Below are 16765 nucleotides of genomic sequence, written 5' to 3'. Positions count from 1 at the left end.
ATTTTGAGTTTAGTTAAAATAGCATTTGATTGGGTTAATATTGAACACAACCGATACAAAAATGCATAAATAACCTGCAGCGAATACTGCTCAAAAAAAGTGTATAGAAAAAATTAGTTAATTTTAAGTTAACAAAGTAATTAAGTACATGATAAACAACATTTTAAACACAAACAATCCATAAAGACCATATAGAAAAAAGTGTGTTTTTTATAATCTTAAAGTGGTATTTTTGAGTAATTTTTGGTCAAAATCATCCTTGTTTATTACTGAATTATTGCGGATTTTTGTTTTATATGCATAAATCGAATTTACAGAATACCCTAAAATCTGCGCTATAATTTCATTTTGTGTAATTCCTAATCGAATTAAAGCGTAGATTCGTAATTCTTTCGTAAGAATTTGTTCCTCTTTCAGTCTGATTTTATTTTCATCTTTCATCAATGAATTGAATTCATTAATAAAATTGGGAAAAAGATTTATGAATGCAGTATCAAAGTTTTCTAATAATTTCTCTTTTTCACGTTTTAAATTATAATTGGAAATATGCTGTTTTACTTTCTCATAATTTTGTTCATCAATATGTTTTTTTATATTCATTATCGAAGAATTAAATTTTTCGAAAATAGCATCATATTGCGTAAAAAATAAACCTAAATATTCTTCTTTAATTTTATTGGCTTCCAGTAATTGTTTATTAGTTTGTTTAATTTCAATGTTACGTGATTTAATTTTTTCATTAACACTCACTAATAGTTTATTACTGTTTTTCAAGTTTTTATGTGCTTCTAGAATAATCTTTTTCGCTTTCTTTAATTTTCTAAATTGATAATAGAAAATAATTCCAAAACTAATAGCTAAGACTAAAAAAGAACTAGTAATGAGATATTGCCAATAAATTCGTTGTTTTTCTTTCTCTACAATTTTAAGAATTTCTTGTTCTACAAGGGGTAATATTGCGCCAACCTGTATTTTTCGTTGTTGGGCGCCGTAAAAGGAAGCGTCTTCGTTTGCTTTTTTGATTAAAATTGAGGCTTTATTCAAATCTCCTTTTTTAAATAAAAGTTCAGAAAGTTTAATAATTGCCAATGATTCTTTTGTAGCGGTTTTAATATCTGAAATTACGGCGTCTGTAAAATGTGTAATTGCTATGTCATTTTCTCCTAATTGTTGGTGTAATTCACCAAGCATATAATGAACTAAAGCTTGATCATGAGGTTGATTGTTTTTTTTTAAAAGAGCATTAAAATCTGAAAGGGATTCATGTAATTTACCATCTTTGGATTTATTAAATGCTTTTAAAAAATAATGAAAAAAAGAACCGTCTTCTGTTAGTAAAAGTGCTCTTTCCCGATATATATGTGCTAAATCTAAATATTGCTTATTAAAATAAGGAGTATTGCTGTATTCTGCCATGTCGCCGTAACAACGTCCTAATATGCCATAATAAAAAGCATCGTAATTGGAATTTTTTTCGTCTATTTTCGAGGGTTCCAGAAAATCCAATGCTTCTTTATACATTCCTGATGACACACAAATATCAGCCAGATTCATATTGGCATTAGCTATAAAGGATTTATTATTTAATTGGTATGCCAAATTTTTAGCCTGAATTCCATAATAAAATGCTGAATCACGTTGAAAAACTTTATAGCGATAAAACATTTCAGTATTCAAATGATAAAGTGATAATAGGTCAATTTTTTTAGTTTTTTTTAAAATTGTTCGAATGCTGTCAATTTCAGCTTTTCTTTCTTTATCATATTTTGATGAATTCTCGATGATATGGATTAATGAATTTAACTTGCTTTCTTGGGCTGATAATGAAGTATAAGTTAAAAATATAATCTTGATTAAAATGTTTAGCTGTTTTGATGGGAATAATTTTGTCATTTCCAATATGAATTAAAATCAATTAAGTAGCATTGTTCTTTTTCTCTAAAAAGAAGAAGATGAGTTGTAATATGCGTGCGTTCTAAGTAAACTCGAAATGTAAATATATGTATTATTATAGCATAATTATTTTAAAATTTAGATGGTATATGTTTGTCTTGACCTGAAAAAACCTGTCTGCATTTGAAGTGAATTATCAAATACAGGCAGGTTAATTAGTTATGAATTAGATTTTCTATTCTAACTCATTTTTTACTTAATTAAAAGTTTTTTTACAATATCAAATAATTCGGTGCACTCATTTTGATAGGGCTTGATAGCCCAGTGTGGATACGGCTTCCGAAAGATGAACAAATCCCTTTCTCTCTGCCAGAAAAATAAAAAAGCTCAATCTTAATAGGTTGAGCTTTTTTTATGATATTTGTAACAGCAATATTTAAAAGTTTTGATACTTTTTTATTTTGGTCTTATTTTAACTCTCACACCAATGATGCGAATCTTTCTTAGTTGTTTTCTTTTTTTGTCGATTTTTAATGGATTTTCTCAGGAAACAACTTTTGCTATAGATACTTTAGTGATTAAACATGATAGCCTTTATCGTGAGGATCAGTTTTATGCCCAGCTTAATTACAATTCAATTATAAAAAAGCCAGAGGATGTAGAGCAAGATAAAATTTCATTTGGTTTTGGGGCAGGTTTTTTGAGAGATTTTCCTTTAAATAAAAAAAGAACTTTTGCTATCGCTCCTGGTATTGGTTTTACTTTCAATAATTACATTCAAAATATGGCAATAACTGGAACAAATAAGTCTCCAGTTTATAGTGTAATACCTTCCGATCAGAATTATAACAAAAACAGATTTGAACAATTAAGAGTTGAATTTCCAGTTGAATTAAGATGGCGTAATTCGACACCTGAGACTTTTCAGTTTTTTAGATTGTATGGAGGTTTTAAGGTAAGTTATTTGTTGTATGATAAATCGGTATTTGATGATAGAGCTCAAAAAATAGTTATAAAAGGGAATAAAGATTTTGAAGAATTTTTATATGGAGCTTATGTTTCCATCGGTTATAGTGCTTTTAATTTACAAGTAGCCTATAATTTTAATTCCCTTTTTAAACAATCAGCGCAAATAGACGGAGTCTCTATTGATATGAATACACTAAGTTTGGGTGTTATTTTCTATATTTTATAACCACAAGAAAAGAAACAGTATTTGAGGGACACTACCTACAAACACACCAATAATTAATTCATTGGGAGTATGCGCTTGCATAATCAATCGTGATGAGGCCAAAAAACCATTCATTAGCAGAAAAAAGGGAACAAGGTATATGTTTCCGGTTTGCATATGAATATTCATTCCAAAAACAAAAACAGTTAGAGCTGAAAGTGCTAGCATGTGTAAGCTAGTTTTAAATTTAATATAGAGCAGCCCCAAAGCGATTAAGGTGCTAAATAAAGCACCTATGAAAAAAAAATGCAATTCGGGATAGTGTTCTAATGGAATGCTTTTGCGGAGTAATAGGATGATTATAAAACTTTGAAAGATTAGCGGAATTTTACGCTGTTCTAAATTGGCTATCATTATAGAATCTACTTTGCCAGTAAAACGTAGTAGATAATACAAAATCATCGGAATCATTATCGTAATAATGGCAATTTGCCAAAAAAAAGGAACGATTTGTTTGAAGTCATAATCGGTACTGTGAAACCAAAAATATAAAAAACAGGCTTGTACTGGTGTGAAAAGCGGATGAAAGATATATGAAAATAGGACAAGTATTTTTTTCAATGTAAAAGGAGTTTGAAGAAAGTAAAAAAACCAAATTTATAAAATTACAATTTTTTTCTCATGCGAGCCACAGGAATTTCCAGTTGTTCTCTATATTTGGCTATCGTTCTTCGGGCAATAGGGTATCCTTTTTCTTTGAGTATTTCGGCCAAAAGATCATCTGGGAGTGGATTTTTTTTGTCCTCTTCTTCGATGGTGTTTTGTAATATCCTTTTGATTTCGAGTGTGGAAACTTCTTCTCCTTGGTCGTTTTTCATTGCTTCCGAAAAGAATTCTTTTATCAACTTGGTGCCATAAGGGGTTTCGACATATTTGCTGTTGGCGACTCTAGAAACAGTAGAAATATCCAGGCCAATCATATCGGCAATGTCTTTTAGAATCATTGGCCGTAATCGGGTTTCGTCACCGTCGAGCAAATACTCTTTTTGATAATGCATAATGGCATTCATGGTTACAAACAAAGTATCTTGGCGTTGTTTGATAGCATCGATAAACCATTTGGCCGAATCCAATTTTTGTTTGATAAACTGAATAGCATCTTTCTGCGAACTGGATTTGTCTTTCGATTCTTTGTAGGTTTGCATCATTTCCTGATAATCTTTGGAAACGTGCAAAGAAGGAGCATTTCGACCATTTAAGGTAAGTTCTAGTTCGCCATCCACAATTCGAATGGTGAAGTCAGGAACTATGTTTTCGGTAATTTTTGAATTTCCCGAAAATGAACCACCTGGTTTAGGATTAAGACGCTCTATTTCGTGAATAGCATTTTTAAGTTGCTCGTTTGAAATGCTGAGTTTTTGAATCAATTTGTCATAATGCTTTCTCACAAAGGCATCAAAATGTTGTTCGATGATGATAGTGGCATTTTCTATAGATTCTGTTGGAGTTTTATGTTTGAGTTGCAACAACAAACATTCTTGCAAGTCACGAGCTCCCACGCCAGTAGGCTCTAATTCATGAATGACGTGTAAGATAGATTCAACCTCTTTTTCGGTGGTGTAAATTCCTTGAGTAAAGGCCATATCATCTACTAAGTCGGTGATACTTCTTCGGATATATCCTGTGTCATCAATACTTCCAACCAAAAATTCGGCAATATCACGCTCTTCATCACTTAGGATAAAAGTATTCAATTGATTGATGAGGTCTTGGTGAAAACTGATTGCTGCTGCAAATGGGGTTTCTTTGTTTTCCTCGTCGTCGCTATAATTGTTGGTTTGTGTTTTGTAATCTGGAGTGTCGTCATCACTCAAATATTCGTCTATGTTGATGTCTTCAGCTTCAATTCTGTCAGCTTCAGAATCTTCATAATCGTCATATTCTTCGGTGTCGTATTCGTCTTTTTCGTATTCCTCCTCTTTACCAGATTCTAGAGCAGGATTTTCATTCATTTCTTCTAATAATCGCTGTTCAAATGCTTGCGTAGGTAACTGAATTAGCTTCATCAACTGAATTTGTTGTGGAGATAATTTCTGTGATATTTTTAAATTTAAAAATTGCTTTAGCATTTGTTTTTTTGTTTAAATGGTTTAAATATTTAAGGTTTAAAGTTGTTGTATTGCTTTTAAACAACTTTAAACAATTTTAAACTTTTTTAAAATTCAGCATTTTGCGGAGTTCTTGGAAAAGGAATTACATCACGAATGTTTGTCATTCCAGTTACAAAAAGCACTAATCTTTCGAATCCTAGTCCGAAACCGGAGTGAACTGCCGATCCAAATTTTCTAGTGTCTAAATACCACCATAATTCTTCTTCATCTATTCCTAAGGCTTTCATTTTTTCGACCAAAACATCATATCGTTCTTCTCTTTGCGAGCCTCCTACAATTTCTCCAATTCCAGGGAAAAGGATATCCATTGCACGAACGGTTTTGCCATCTTCATTTAAACGCATATAAAACGCTTTGATATTGGCTGGATAATCAAATAAAATTACAGGCGATTTAAAGTGTTTTTCAACCAAATAGCGTTCGTGTTCAGATTGTAAATCGGCTCCCCATTCGTTGATAATGTATTGAAATTTTTTCTTTTTGTTTGGAGTACAATCTCTTAAAATATCAATAGCTTCTGTATAAGATACTCTTTTGAAATTGTTGTCTAAAACGAAATTTAATTTTTCTAACAAACTCATTTCGCTTCTTTCAGCTTGTGGTTTTGATTTTTCTTCTTCTAATAAACGACTTTCTAAGAATTTTAAATCATCGGCACAATTGTCTAAAGCGTATTTTATCACATACTGAATAAAATCTTCAGCAAGATCCATGTTGTCATCCAAGTTATTGAAAGCAACTTCTGGCTCAATCATCCAAAATTCGGCCAAGTGACGAGATGTATTAGAGTTCTCAGCTCTAAAGGTTGGTCCAAAAGTGTAAATTTGTCCCAAAGCCATGGCAAAAGTTTCGCCTTCTAATTGTCCCGAAACGGTCAAGTTAGTATGTTTTCCAAAGAAATCTTTTTTGTAATCAATATTACCTTCTTCGTTTTTAGGCAAATTGTTTAGTGGTAGAGAGGTTACTTGAAACATTTCGCCTGCACCTTCGGCATCGGCTCCTGTGATGATTGGAGTATTTACATACACAAACCCTTTTTGCTGAAAATAGTGATGTACTGCAAATGATAAAACTGAACGTACACGCATAATAGCACCAAAAGCGTTTGTGCGCACACGCAAATGAGCATTCTCACGCAAGAACTCCAAAGAGTGTTTTTTGGGTTGCATTGGGAATTTCTCGGCATCAGAATCACCAAGGATTTCAAGTTTGTTTACTTGGATTTCATATTTCTGTCCAGCTCCTTTGCTTTCGACCAAAGTCCCAGTTACCGAAATGGCTGCGCCAGTAGTAATTCTTTTTAAGGTTTCGTCTGGAGTATTTTCAAAATTGACAACGCACTGAATGTTATTGATAGTCGAACCATCATTTAGGGCAATAAACTGATTATTTCTAAAAGTTCTAACCCATCCTTTTGCATTTACTTCGTGAAGTGTCGAGTTGCTGTTTAATAAGTCTTTAACTTTCGTGTGTTTCATTTTAATTTTAGGATTTTAAATTTTTTTGAATTGGGGTAGGAAAAACAATCTGTAATTCATCTGCAAATATAATTCTTTTGTTTTAAATGAAAAGTTAACTAATTGAGTTATGCGTTGCAAAATTGATGGTTTTAGGAGCAATTTCCCGCTATTCGTTGCAATCTTTTTATTCCGATCAAAAATCGGAATAAAAAGGATTTTCACTGCTATCGGGGCTAGGCTTTAGTACTTTTTTCATCTTTTAAGATATATGATTTCCTTGAGAGCATTGTTTTTTTTCATAATAATTTGTCTCAAAATATAAATCCCATCTGGTTTTAGATGGGATTTATATGTGTTGTTCTAATTGTAATTAGTTGTCTTCTGTTTCATCAGGATTTTCTAAAACATGAATTTTGGGTTCGATAAATTCTTGTTGGTTGGCCAATGATTTGTTTAGGGTTAGAACCAAACAAGGTAATAACATTAAATTAGATAACATTCCGAAAGCAAGTGTAATTGCAATCAATCCTCCAAGAGCTACAGTTCCTCCAAAATCGGATAACATAAATACAGAAAATCCTGCAAATAAAACTACCGAGGTATAAAACATACTAACCCCTGCTTCTTCCAATGTAGCATAAACGGATTTTTTTATTTTCCAGTTGTTGCGATTGAGTTCCTGACGGTATTGTGCCAAAAAGTGTATGGTGTCATCTACCGAAATACCAAATGCAATACTGAAAACCAATATAGTAGATGGTTTAAGCGGTATGCCAAAATAACCCATTAATCCTGCAGTAATCATTAGAGGTAATATATTTGGTATTAATGATACTACCACCATTTTGAAAGAGCGGAACATGAAAACCATTAACAATGCTATTAGAAAAACGGCAAACAAAAGCGAACTTACCAAATTGTTCAATAAATATTGGGTTCCTTTTTCAAATACCAAAGCTTTTCCAGTCATAACCACTTTATAGCGGTCTTGAGGGAAAATGGTGTTAATTTTTTTCCAAAGTTTATCTTCAATTTTTCCCATATTTCCAGTACCAATATCTTTCATAAAAGTAGTGATGCGGGCAACTTGTCCCGTACTGTCCACGTAGCTTTTCATGATGTTTTCGTTGGTGTTCTTGGTTCCATTTTTAGCATAACTCAAAATGAAAGCCTGTTCTTGGGATGTTGGTAATTCGTAATAATCAGGATTACCGTTGTAGTAGGCTTGTTTGGAGTATTTAACTAAGTTTAAAATCGAAATGGGTTTAGATAATTCTGGTATTTCCTCGATTGCTTTCTGAAGCTCGTCCATTTTTTTCATGGTAGAAAGCTTCATAACTCCTTTTTTTCGTTGGGTGTCTATCGTGATTTCCAATGGCATTACCCCATTAAATTCATTTTCAAAAAAGACAATATCTTTAAAAAAACCTGTATTTTGAGGCATATCTTCAATCAAACTACCAGAAGTTTTGATAGTCATAGCTCCAAAACAGCTAATTATAAATAGAATAATGGCGACAGTATATACATAACGACGGTTGTATCTAACTGTTTTTTCTATCCAAGTCATGAATTTCTGGGTGTAATTACGGCTCAAATGTTCCAAATGTTGCTCTTTAGGAACAGGTTGATAGCTGTAATAAATTGGAATTATAATCAGACATAAAAAGAAAAGAGCAACGATACTTATAGACGAAATGATACCAAACTCTTTTAGTAGCTCACTATTGGTGATGATAAAAGTGGCAAAACCAGCAGCAGTTGTTAGATTAGTCATCAGGGTAGCGGTTCCTACTTTGGTGATGACACGTTGCAATGCCTTGGCTTTATTTCCGTGTGCTTTGTATTCTTGTTGATATTTGTTGGTTAGAAAGATACAGTTTGGAATTCCGATTACAATCACTAATGATGGTACTATAGCTGTTAAGACTGTAATTTCGTAATTGAATAAACCAAGTAACCCAAATGTCCACATTACTCCGATAATTACAATTATCATCGAAATTAAAGTTGCTCTATAGGAACGGAAAAAGAAAAAGAATATTAATGAAGTGATGAACAAAGAAGCACCAATAAATAGACTGATTTCATCGGTGATACTTTTGGCATTGAGCGTTCGAATATACGGCATCCCTGAAACGCGCAAATCAACACCAGTTTCTTTTTCGAAAGCTTCAATTTTTGGGATAAAATTTTGAAGGATAAAATCTTTACGAGCAACCGTATTTACGATTTTTTTATCCATGTATATTGCTGATCGTATCGTACCTTGTTGGTTGAAAAGTAACCCTTCATAAAAAGGCATTTTCGTAAACAAATCATCTTTAATTTCATTAAGATATTTAGGATTTTTGGTCTTGATTTGATCTACAAAAGGAGCTAATTCAAAGCTTTCTGTAGCTTCATTTTTTTGTATTTTTTTTAAATCACTAACCGATACAACCAAATCGATTTCTTTTTGTGATTTCAAATCGGTCATTAATTTATTCCAAGCTGTAAAAACTTTCGGTGTAAAAAAAGCTTTGTCTTTTATACCTACAACAATTAAATTTCCTTCTTCTCCAAATTCTTTCAAAAAAGTGTTGTATTCCGTGTTGACAATGTTATCATCCGGAAGCAGATTGGCTTCGGTAAATGTAAATCGGATATTTTTCCATTGCAAACACAAAAAAAATGTTGTAAGCGAAATAAGTCCAAGTATTGTGATTCTGTTTTTAAGTACAATTCGGGCTATAAATTCCCAAAAACCCACTTTTAATATCTTTTTCATACGAGTTTTAAAATGGTTGCAAATGTAGTGAAAACAGTTTTATTTCTTGAGAGGTTCTTTGTATTTATGAATGTTAAGGTTGCTTTAAAAATGTGTTTGTTTTTATTTACAATAAGATAATTTGTGCGTTATAAATTATATATTTGAAATTCTCATTTTAGCGCCTTGAAATAAGTAAAATAGTTAATGCTATAAGTATGAAAAAATACAAGAATACATTGTTTTATTTTGGAGTGACAGGAGGGTTTACAGCATTGATCTATTGGATAGTACGTGAAGGTAAAAATCTTGAAGGAAATAAAGTAGGGATCAATACTGGTGCAAATAGTGATTCTTGGAGCGAATTTCTAACTTCAATGGTTCACAATGTTCAAGAGCCTTTGGCTATTTTGTTGGCACAAATTATAATGATTATTCTGGTAGCTCGCCTTTTTGGTTGGGTTTTCAAAAAGATTGGTCAGCCTACAGTTATTGGTGAAATCATTGCAGGAATTGCTCTAGGGCCATCTTTATTAGGGATGTATTTTCCCGATTTTTTTCAGGCTCTGTTTCCGGAAAATTCTTTAGAAAATTTAAAATTTTTAAGTCAAATCGGACTTATACTTTTTATGTTTGTTATTGGTATGGAGCTCGATATCAAGGTGCTAAAAAACAGGGCCAAAGAAGCTATTGTAATCAGCCATGCGAGTATAGTGATTCCGTTTGCATTAGGAATTGGTTTGGCTTATTTGGTATATAATCGTTTCGCTCCAGAGGGGACTAACTTTCTTTCGTTTAGCTTATTTATGGGAATTGCAATGAGTATAACTGCTTTTCCAGTTTTGGCGAGAATCGTTCAGGAAAGGGGGATGCACAAAACAAAGTTGGGTGCCATAGTTATTACTTGTGCTGCTGCCGATGATATTACTGCTTGGTGTTTGCTAGCTGTTGTTATTGCCATTGTAAAAGCAGGAACTTTCGAGAGTTCGATGTATATCATTTCATTAGCAGCTATTTATGTCCTACTAATGATTTACTTGGTAAAACCGTTCTTAAAAAGGATAGGGGAGTTGTACGGTTCTAAAGATAGTTTAAGTAAACCTGTGGTGGCAATCTTCTTTTTGATATTGATAATATCTTCTTATGCTACTGAATTAATTGGAATTCACGCGCTTTTTGGAGCTTTTATGACGGGGGCAATCATGCCAGATGTGCCAAAGTTTAGAACCGTTTTCATTGCTAAAGTTGAAGATGTTTCGGTTATTTTGTTGCTTCCATTGTTTTTTGTTTTTACAGGATTGCGTACCGAAATTGGATTGATAAACGAGCCGTACCTATGGAAAGTTACTGGATTAATTATACTGGTTGCGGTAGTAGGTAAGTTTTTTGGTAGTGCATTGGCCGCAAAATTTGTTGGACAAAGTTGGAGAAACAGCCTTACTATTGGTGCCTTGATGAATACTAGAGGTTTGATGGAATTGGTGGTTTTGAATATCGGATTGGCTCTGGGAGTTCTAACTACTGAAGTTTTTACGATGATGGTTATCATGGCGTTAGTGACCACTTTTATGACTGGTCCCGCCCTAGATCTTATCAATTTTATATTTAAAACCAGTGATAGCACCGAGAATGAAGAGGAAATAGACCAAAGTAAATACAGAGTTTTGATTTCTTTTGGCAATAATGAAAAAGGGAAGTCTTTGCTTCGGTTGGCCCATAGTTTGGTCAAAAAACAAAAAGAATCTACAAGTATAACAGCATTGCATTTGTCATTAAGTGACGAGATGCATTCTTTTAATATGGAAGATAAAGAGAAAAGTAGCTTTAATCCAATTATGAAAGAGGCAGCTACTTTAGACCAAGAGATTAGTACTGTTTTTAAACCAACACTCGATGTCGAAAATGAGATTGTAGATATTGCCAATCAAGGGGATTATGATTTGTTGTTAGTTGGTCTGGGGAAATCTATTTTTGAGGGAACAATTCTAGGAAAAGTAATTGGTTTTACCACTCGAATTATCAACCCAGAGCGATTACTGGACAAATTTACTGGTAAAGAAGGACTGTTTGTCAATTCTCCTTTTGAAGAGAGAACACGACAAATAGTTTCCCGAGTTAAGTTACCAATAGGAGTATTAATCGACAAGGATTTAAAAGAAGTAAACAAAGTTTTTGTTCCAATTTACAAAGCCGAAGATTCCTTTTTGATTGATTATGCCCAAAAACTAATTTATAATAATAATACAATTGTTGCCTTTTTGGATATGAATGGACATATGGAATCTAATTTTGTTATAGAAAGTGCCATTGGTTCTCTGAAACAAAAATTCCCTAAGAATGTAATTTTAAATAATGAATCGATCTTGTACAATGAATTTTTGGCAATGCAAGATTTAATGATTGTGAGTTTGGACAGTTGGATAGATTTATTGAGTGAAAGCCCGGAATGGTTAAGTGCAGTGCCTTCGGTGTTGATTATTAAGTCTTAACGGTGATTTTTCCATTAAATATATTGCCAATTTTAAAAACTTTCCCCAGTATTTATATAGAAACTTTGGGTATGATGTCCCCAAGCATAGGACGCCATGACATTGGTTTTGGTTGCTTTGTCTATTAATAATCGCAATCCGAAACCTATAGCAGGTTGAATGTAATTTAAAATCTCAATATTTCGATCCCGATCACTTGTAGTCGTAAAGCTGGTAAAAACAGTACCGCTCAGTAATTGATTACAGGTTATAGGGAATCGATATTCTGTTTCAAAATAACACAAGTCTTGTCCGCGTAGTAAACCTTGTGTGTATCCTTTGCCGGATCGACTCTGCTGATCCCATCCTATTGAAGGTAAATTTAAATAGGGTAGAGTCCCTTTTGTCAAAAATTGTCCATAAGCCCAAAAAGCCAAAACGTGTTGCATATTAGTTTTGCTCAACGGGATATAATATTTGAGTTCGGTAAACAATATCGAGGTTTCAGGGCCATTTTGGTGTACTTTTAAATTACTTCTATAATTTACATTGGCAAACCATCCGTGGTTTGGATTTACAATGTTGTCTCTAGAATCGTATATCAAATTGGCACTAATTCCTTTTATAAAATATTTTTCTGTGCTAAAACCATGTTTAGTGTTGTATTGATAGTGTTGGGTGAGTTGGTTGTTTGAAACATCTAGATTTTGATCCTTAATATTTGAATACCCATCAAGATGAATACCGCCACCTATAAATAAATTATCGGCCACCAATATAGAGCCTGTTTGATGTAATTTGAAATAGTTGTATTTCATAGGTTCAGCTATAGATTCGATAGTGAAATTGGGTTCTCCCTTTGGAAGAATATCCGATCCTAAGCCGTAGTTTTTTTGTGAAAATTTATAATAACGCCAATCACCGCCCAAATAGAGTTTGTTGTGATGCAATATTAAATTGTTTTTTAAGTCTATTAAAACTTGATTTTTTGTAGTATATGTAGCCATCAAATAGGCTGTCGAGTATTTGTCGTCTGGTTTTTTGTCCTTAAACGTGTATTGGCCAATACCTCCGTAAATAAAGCCATTGGCAGGTTGTACCGAAAGTACTGGCAATACTAATAAAAAATCATTTTTTAGAGGTTTTACCACAAATACTGAATCTTTCTTTTTGAAGAATTCCGGAAGCGATTTAATGGGGCAACTACTTAACGAGTCATTGTCTGTTTGCGCAAATGAGTTTTGACAGTACAACAGTAGCAATGATATTGCTAAAGAAAATACGTTTTTGAAAATAATTTTACGGCTCACTTACAATTTATTATGATTCTTTTTGGGATAAAGAAACAACATTTTAAAAAAAAATCTGTCTCATTTTATAAAAACAAGACAGATTTAATGAATATTTCATAAAAGGATTACACCTTCATTATCTCGGCATCTTTTAGCACTAGAAGTTCGTCAATTTTTTTAATATACGAGTTGGTAAGATTTTGAACCTCTTCTTCTGCACTTTTACAAATGTCCTCAGAAGTGCCTTCTTTTTCTAGTTTTTTGATATCTGTATTAGCTTCTTTTCTTGCATTTCGAATTCCAATTTTGGCATCTTCTGCTTCGGATTTTGCTTGTTTGGCAAGTTCACGTCTCCTGTCTTCAGTAAGAGGTGGTACACTAATGATTATCATGTCGCCATTGTTCATAGGGTTAAATCCTAAATTAGCAATCATAATCGCTTTTTCAATAGGATGTAACATGCTTTTTTCAAATGGTTGCAATGTGATGGTTCTAGCGTCTGGAGTACTTATTTTAGATACTTGAGACAAAGGTGATGCCGATCCATAGTAATCTACAAAAACACTACCTAACATTGCTGGAGAAGCTTTTCCTGCTCTAATATTCAAGAATGCTTTTTCTAAATGCTCAATAGAACCTGTCATAGATTCTTCTGTGCTTTCTAATATGAACTCAATTTCTTCTGTCATAATTATATGATTTGTATTTTTTAGAATGTGGTTGCTTGCTGCGCCTAAACCAAAAAACTATATGTTTACTACCGTTCCTATGTTTTCTCCGTTACAGATTTTTAATAGATTTCCGTTTTTGTTCATATCAAAAACTACTATTGGTAATTTGTTTTCTTGACTTAATGTGAATGCTGTGGTATCCATTACATTCAATCCTTTTTTTAGGACATCATCAAAAGAAATAAAGTCAAATTTAACTGCTGATGGATTTTTTTCAGGATCACAATCATAAACTCCATCAACTCGAGTTCCTTTTAATATTACATCAGCATTGATTTCTATTCCTCGTAATACAGCTGCTGTATCTGTTGTAAAATAGGGGTTTCCTGTTCCTGCTCCAAAAATTACAATTCTTCCTTTTTCTAAATGACGATCAGCTCTTCTTTTGATATAAGGCTCTGCAATAGATTCCATTTTTAAGGCAGTCTGTAAACGGGTTTTCATTCCTTTGTCTTCAAGAGCTCCTTGTAATGCCATACCGTTTATAACAGTTGCGAGCATTCCCATATAGTCACCTTGTACTCTGTCCATTCCTTTGCTTGCCCCAGCTACACCTCTAAAAATGTTTCCTCCTCCAATTACGATAGCGATTTCTACTCCTTTGTCATGAATTTGTTTGATTTCATCGGCATATTCGGCCAATCGTTTTGGGTCTATACCGTATTGTAATTCACCCATTAAAGCTTCACCGCTTAATTTTAGAAGGATTCTTTTGTATTTCATTAGTCAGTTTGTTTTTAAGGTCACCTTTCGTTTGTTGAAAGTAAATTACGCAACCATTGTTTTGATGTTGCGAAATTTGTGCAAATATATACATATTCTGTTTTTTTTTGAAAAAAGAACATCTTAAATATTCAAAATAAGTTTGATTGCCTTTTTTCATGCAATTTATTTTAAAGGGCATGAGTATTCTGTTTAGAAAGTGGCAAAGCAAAAATATACCCAGTTTGCATTTCAATCAAAAAAAACTTTGCTTACCCCAAGAGGGCTTTAAAAAGTATAAGTGTCTTTTAGCTGATTTTCAATGATTTTTATCACTTTTTTTGTCTTATTATGGTTTTAAATTTGTTTCAAATAATAACAGATGGGATGTTGGTATTGATTTTTTCTAAGAAAAGGTTATTAAAATCAAAGAAATTAATAATTCAGTGCGAATCTCTAAAACTTAAATTTAATACAATATGAAAAGTTCTATAGCAACGGCTTTATTTAATAGTTTTTCTTATGAAGAATACAAAGATTTGATAACTCAATTATTGTCTGAGGGGAAATCTACAGGCGCTATTCAGTCCGAAAATTTATTGCATTATTCTACTTTAAATCAAAGTAGGCTAAAGAGGTTAGACAAAACAATTGTCATTTCCCCAGAATGTAGTTTGGTTTTAAATGGATTAGAGAAAGAATATATTTGGGTGGTTATTAGTGAAGGATGGTGTGGAGATGCAGCTCAAATTTTGCCCATCATTAATAAAATGGCAAATGAATCCGAAAAGATAAAACTAAGAATTATTTTGCGAGATGCCAATGAGGATGTTATGAATGATTTTTTGACCAATGGAGCCAAGTCTATTCCTAAATTATTGATTGTTGATAAAGAGACAGGCAAAGTTGTCGATCATTGGGGGCCTAGACCCAAAGGAGCTGTTGATTTAATCCAACAATATCGAGAACAGTTTGGGGTAATTGATGATGAAGCCAAAGCGCAATTGCAGTTATGGTATTTACATGATAAAGGGTTGTCTGTGCAAGATGAAATTACCACCAAAATGTGTGATTTGGAGGAATGTTTTTCGAAGAGAAACCTGTGTTTATAATTTAATTTATTTTTCACATATGCCTTTAAAAAAAATATGTAACTTAGTGATTTGTAACTAGATCTACTATTTTTTGATTTGCTTTTTTTTAGGTGTCTTAAAGGATTGTTTAACAATTAAAAAACAGCGCTATGAAAAAATTATTTGAAAAATTTTATGATTATGTATCGAATTTGATTTTTGGAAACGAAAGTGCAGTTCATTATTAAAAAACTGGTGATTATCAGTTGTAAAAGCCTAAAATAAGACTTTTTTCTACAGCAAAACACATTGTAAATATTCAGGATATTTGTAATGTGTTTTTTTGTTGGTTATTCCTGAGGACTAATGCTTTGTTCGAAATCATTTACATTGACGGCATCGATTACACTGTAGTTGCCAATTTTGGTTCTCCTTAAAACCGTCAAATGGGCTCCAGAATGTAATGCGAGTCCAAAATCATAAGCTAGTGAACGGATGTATGTTCCTTTACTGCAAACTACTCTGAAGTCAATTTCTGGTAGCGCAATTCGGGTAATTTCAAATTCGTGTATTGTGGTCTTTCTGGATGCAATTTCAACTTCTTCACCTGCTCGAGCATGCTCGTAAAGTCGTTTTCCATCTTTTTTGATGGCTGAAAAAACAGGTGGCTTTTGATCAATTTCTCCTAAAAATTGTTTTACAGTCTCATGAATTAGAGTTTCGTCAATGTGCGAAGTATCAAAAGTTTGATTAATTTCGGTTTCCAAATCGTAAGAAGGAGTAGTGGCTCCAATAAAAAAAGTACCAGTGTATTCTTTGGCTTGTCCCTGTAGCTCTGAAATTTTTTTGGTAAATTTTCCAGTACAGATTAATAACAAGCCAGAGGCCAATGGATCTAAAGTTCCTGCATGACCAATTTTGAACTTTTTTGGAAGACCAACTTTATTAATTAGAATGTATTTTAGTTTATTTACTGCTTGAAAAGAAGTAAAATGTAAAGGTTTGTCAATTAATAGAACTTGACCGTTTAAGAAATCTTCGGGTGTTTTCAA

At 32.7% G+C, this 16765-nt stretch carries 12 protein-coding genes; 3 read left to right on the top strand and 9 right to left on the bottom strand.

Annotated elements, in window-relative coordinates; genetic code table 11:
- Window positions 1-210: 210 nt before the first annotated feature.
- Entirely contained in the window at window positions 211-1893 is a 1683-nt protein-coding gene (gene susR / locus ABEB18_RS14375; RefSeq protein ID WP_348800008.1) for a SusR family glycan utilization regulator, read from the bottom strand.
- A 487-nt stretch (window positions 1894-2380) separates the two neighbouring features.
- Between susR and ABEB18_RS14370 the strand changes: the two genes are divergently transcribed.
- Window positions 2381-3088, top strand: a complete 708-nt coding sequence (locus ABEB18_RS14370) for a porin family protein (protein ID WP_348800007.1) — start codon at window positions 2381-2383, stop codon at window positions 3086-3088.
- Here ABEB18_RS14370 and ABEB18_RS14365 read toward each other — a convergent pair.
- From ABEB18_RS14365 to ABEB18_RS14350, 4 genes are all read right to left on the bottom strand, one after another.
- Window positions 3083-3688, bottom strand: a complete 606-nt coding sequence (locus ABEB18_RS14365) for a hypothetical protein (RefSeq protein ID WP_348800006.1) — start codon at window positions 3686-3688, stop codon at window positions 3083-3085. The genes ABEB18_RS14370 and ABEB18_RS14365 overlap by 6 nt on opposite strands.
- 44 nt (window positions 3689-3732) lie before the next feature.
- A complete protein-coding gene (gene rpoN, locus ABEB18_RS14360; RefSeq protein WP_348800005.1) occupies window positions 3733-5196 on the bottom strand; it encodes an RNA polymerase factor sigma-54 in 1464 nt (487 codons plus the stop codon).
- Window positions 5197-5282: 86 nt separating this feature from the next.
- Window positions 5283-6716: an asparagine--tRNA ligase gene (gene asnS, locus ABEB18_RS14355; RefSeq protein WP_348800004.1), complete on the bottom strand. Its 1434-nt coding sequence runs from the start codon at window positions 6714-6716 to the stop codon at window positions 5283-5285.
- Between the two features lie 352 nt (window positions 6717-7068).
- On the bottom strand, window positions 7069-9468 hold the full coding sequence (locus tag ABEB18_RS14350) for an efflux RND transporter permease subunit (RefSeq protein ID WP_348800003.1): 2400 nt from the start codon (window positions 9466-9468) through the stop codon (window positions 7069-7071).
- Window positions 9469-9665: 197 nt separating this feature from the next.
- On the opposite strand from ABEB18_RS14350, the gene ABEB18_RS14345 reads away from it, so the two are divergent.
- The gene (locus tag ABEB18_RS14345) at window positions 9666-11936 is read left to right on the top strand and encodes a cation:proton antiporter domain-containing protein (RefSeq protein ID WP_348800002.1); all 2271 of its coding nucleotides are present in this window, start codon (window positions 9666-9668) and stop codon (window positions 11934-11936) included.
- A 32-nt stretch (window positions 11937-11968) separates the two neighbouring features.
- Here the strand turns inward: ABEB18_RS14345 and ABEB18_RS14340 are convergent, their stop codons facing one another.
- From ABEB18_RS14340 to pyrH, 3 genes are all read right to left on the bottom strand, one after another.
- Window positions 11969-13225 (bottom strand): BamA/TamA family outer membrane protein, encoded by a 1257-nt coding sequence (locus tag ABEB18_RS14340; RefSeq protein ID WP_348800001.1) that lies wholly within the window; start codon window positions 13223-13225, stop codon window positions 11969-11971.
- A 107-nt stretch (window positions 13226-13332) separates the two neighbouring features.
- Window positions 13333-13896, bottom strand: coding sequence for a ribosome recycling factor (frr, locus tag ABEB18_RS14335; RefSeq protein WP_348800000.1), 564 nt, complete (start codon window positions 13894-13896; stop codon window positions 13333-13335).
- Window positions 13897-13953: 57 nt separating this feature from the next.
- Window positions 13954-14661 carry a UMP kinase gene (gene pyrH, locus ABEB18_RS14330; protein ID WP_348799999.1) on the bottom strand — a complete coding sequence of 236 codons (708 nt, stop codon included), beginning with the start codon at window positions 14659-14661 and terminating at the stop codon, window positions 13954-13956.
- Between the two features lie 458 nt (window positions 14662-15119).
- On the opposite strand from pyrH, the gene ABEB18_RS14325 reads away from it, so the two are divergent.
- Complete coding sequence (locus ABEB18_RS14325; protein ID WP_348799998.1) at window positions 15120-15752, top strand: thioredoxin family protein; 633 nt, start codon at window positions 15120-15122, stop codon at window positions 15750-15752.
- Between the two features lie 311 nt (window positions 15753-16063).
- Here the strand turns inward: ABEB18_RS14325 and truB are convergent, their stop codons facing one another.
- Window positions 16064-16765, bottom strand: a complete 702-nt coding sequence (gene truB, locus ABEB18_RS14320) for a tRNA pseudouridine(55) synthase TruB (protein ID WP_348799997.1) — start codon at window positions 16763-16765, stop codon at window positions 16064-16066.

The organism is Flavobacterium adhaerens (assembly GCF_040045115.1).
GTDB classification, from domain to species: domain Bacteria; phylum Bacteroidota; class Bacteroidia; order Flavobacteriales; family Flavobacteriaceae; genus Flavobacterium; species Flavobacterium adhaerens.
The sequence above is the reverse complement of the archived record's forward strand: the minus strand, read 5'-3'. Positions and strand labels throughout refer to the sequence as shown.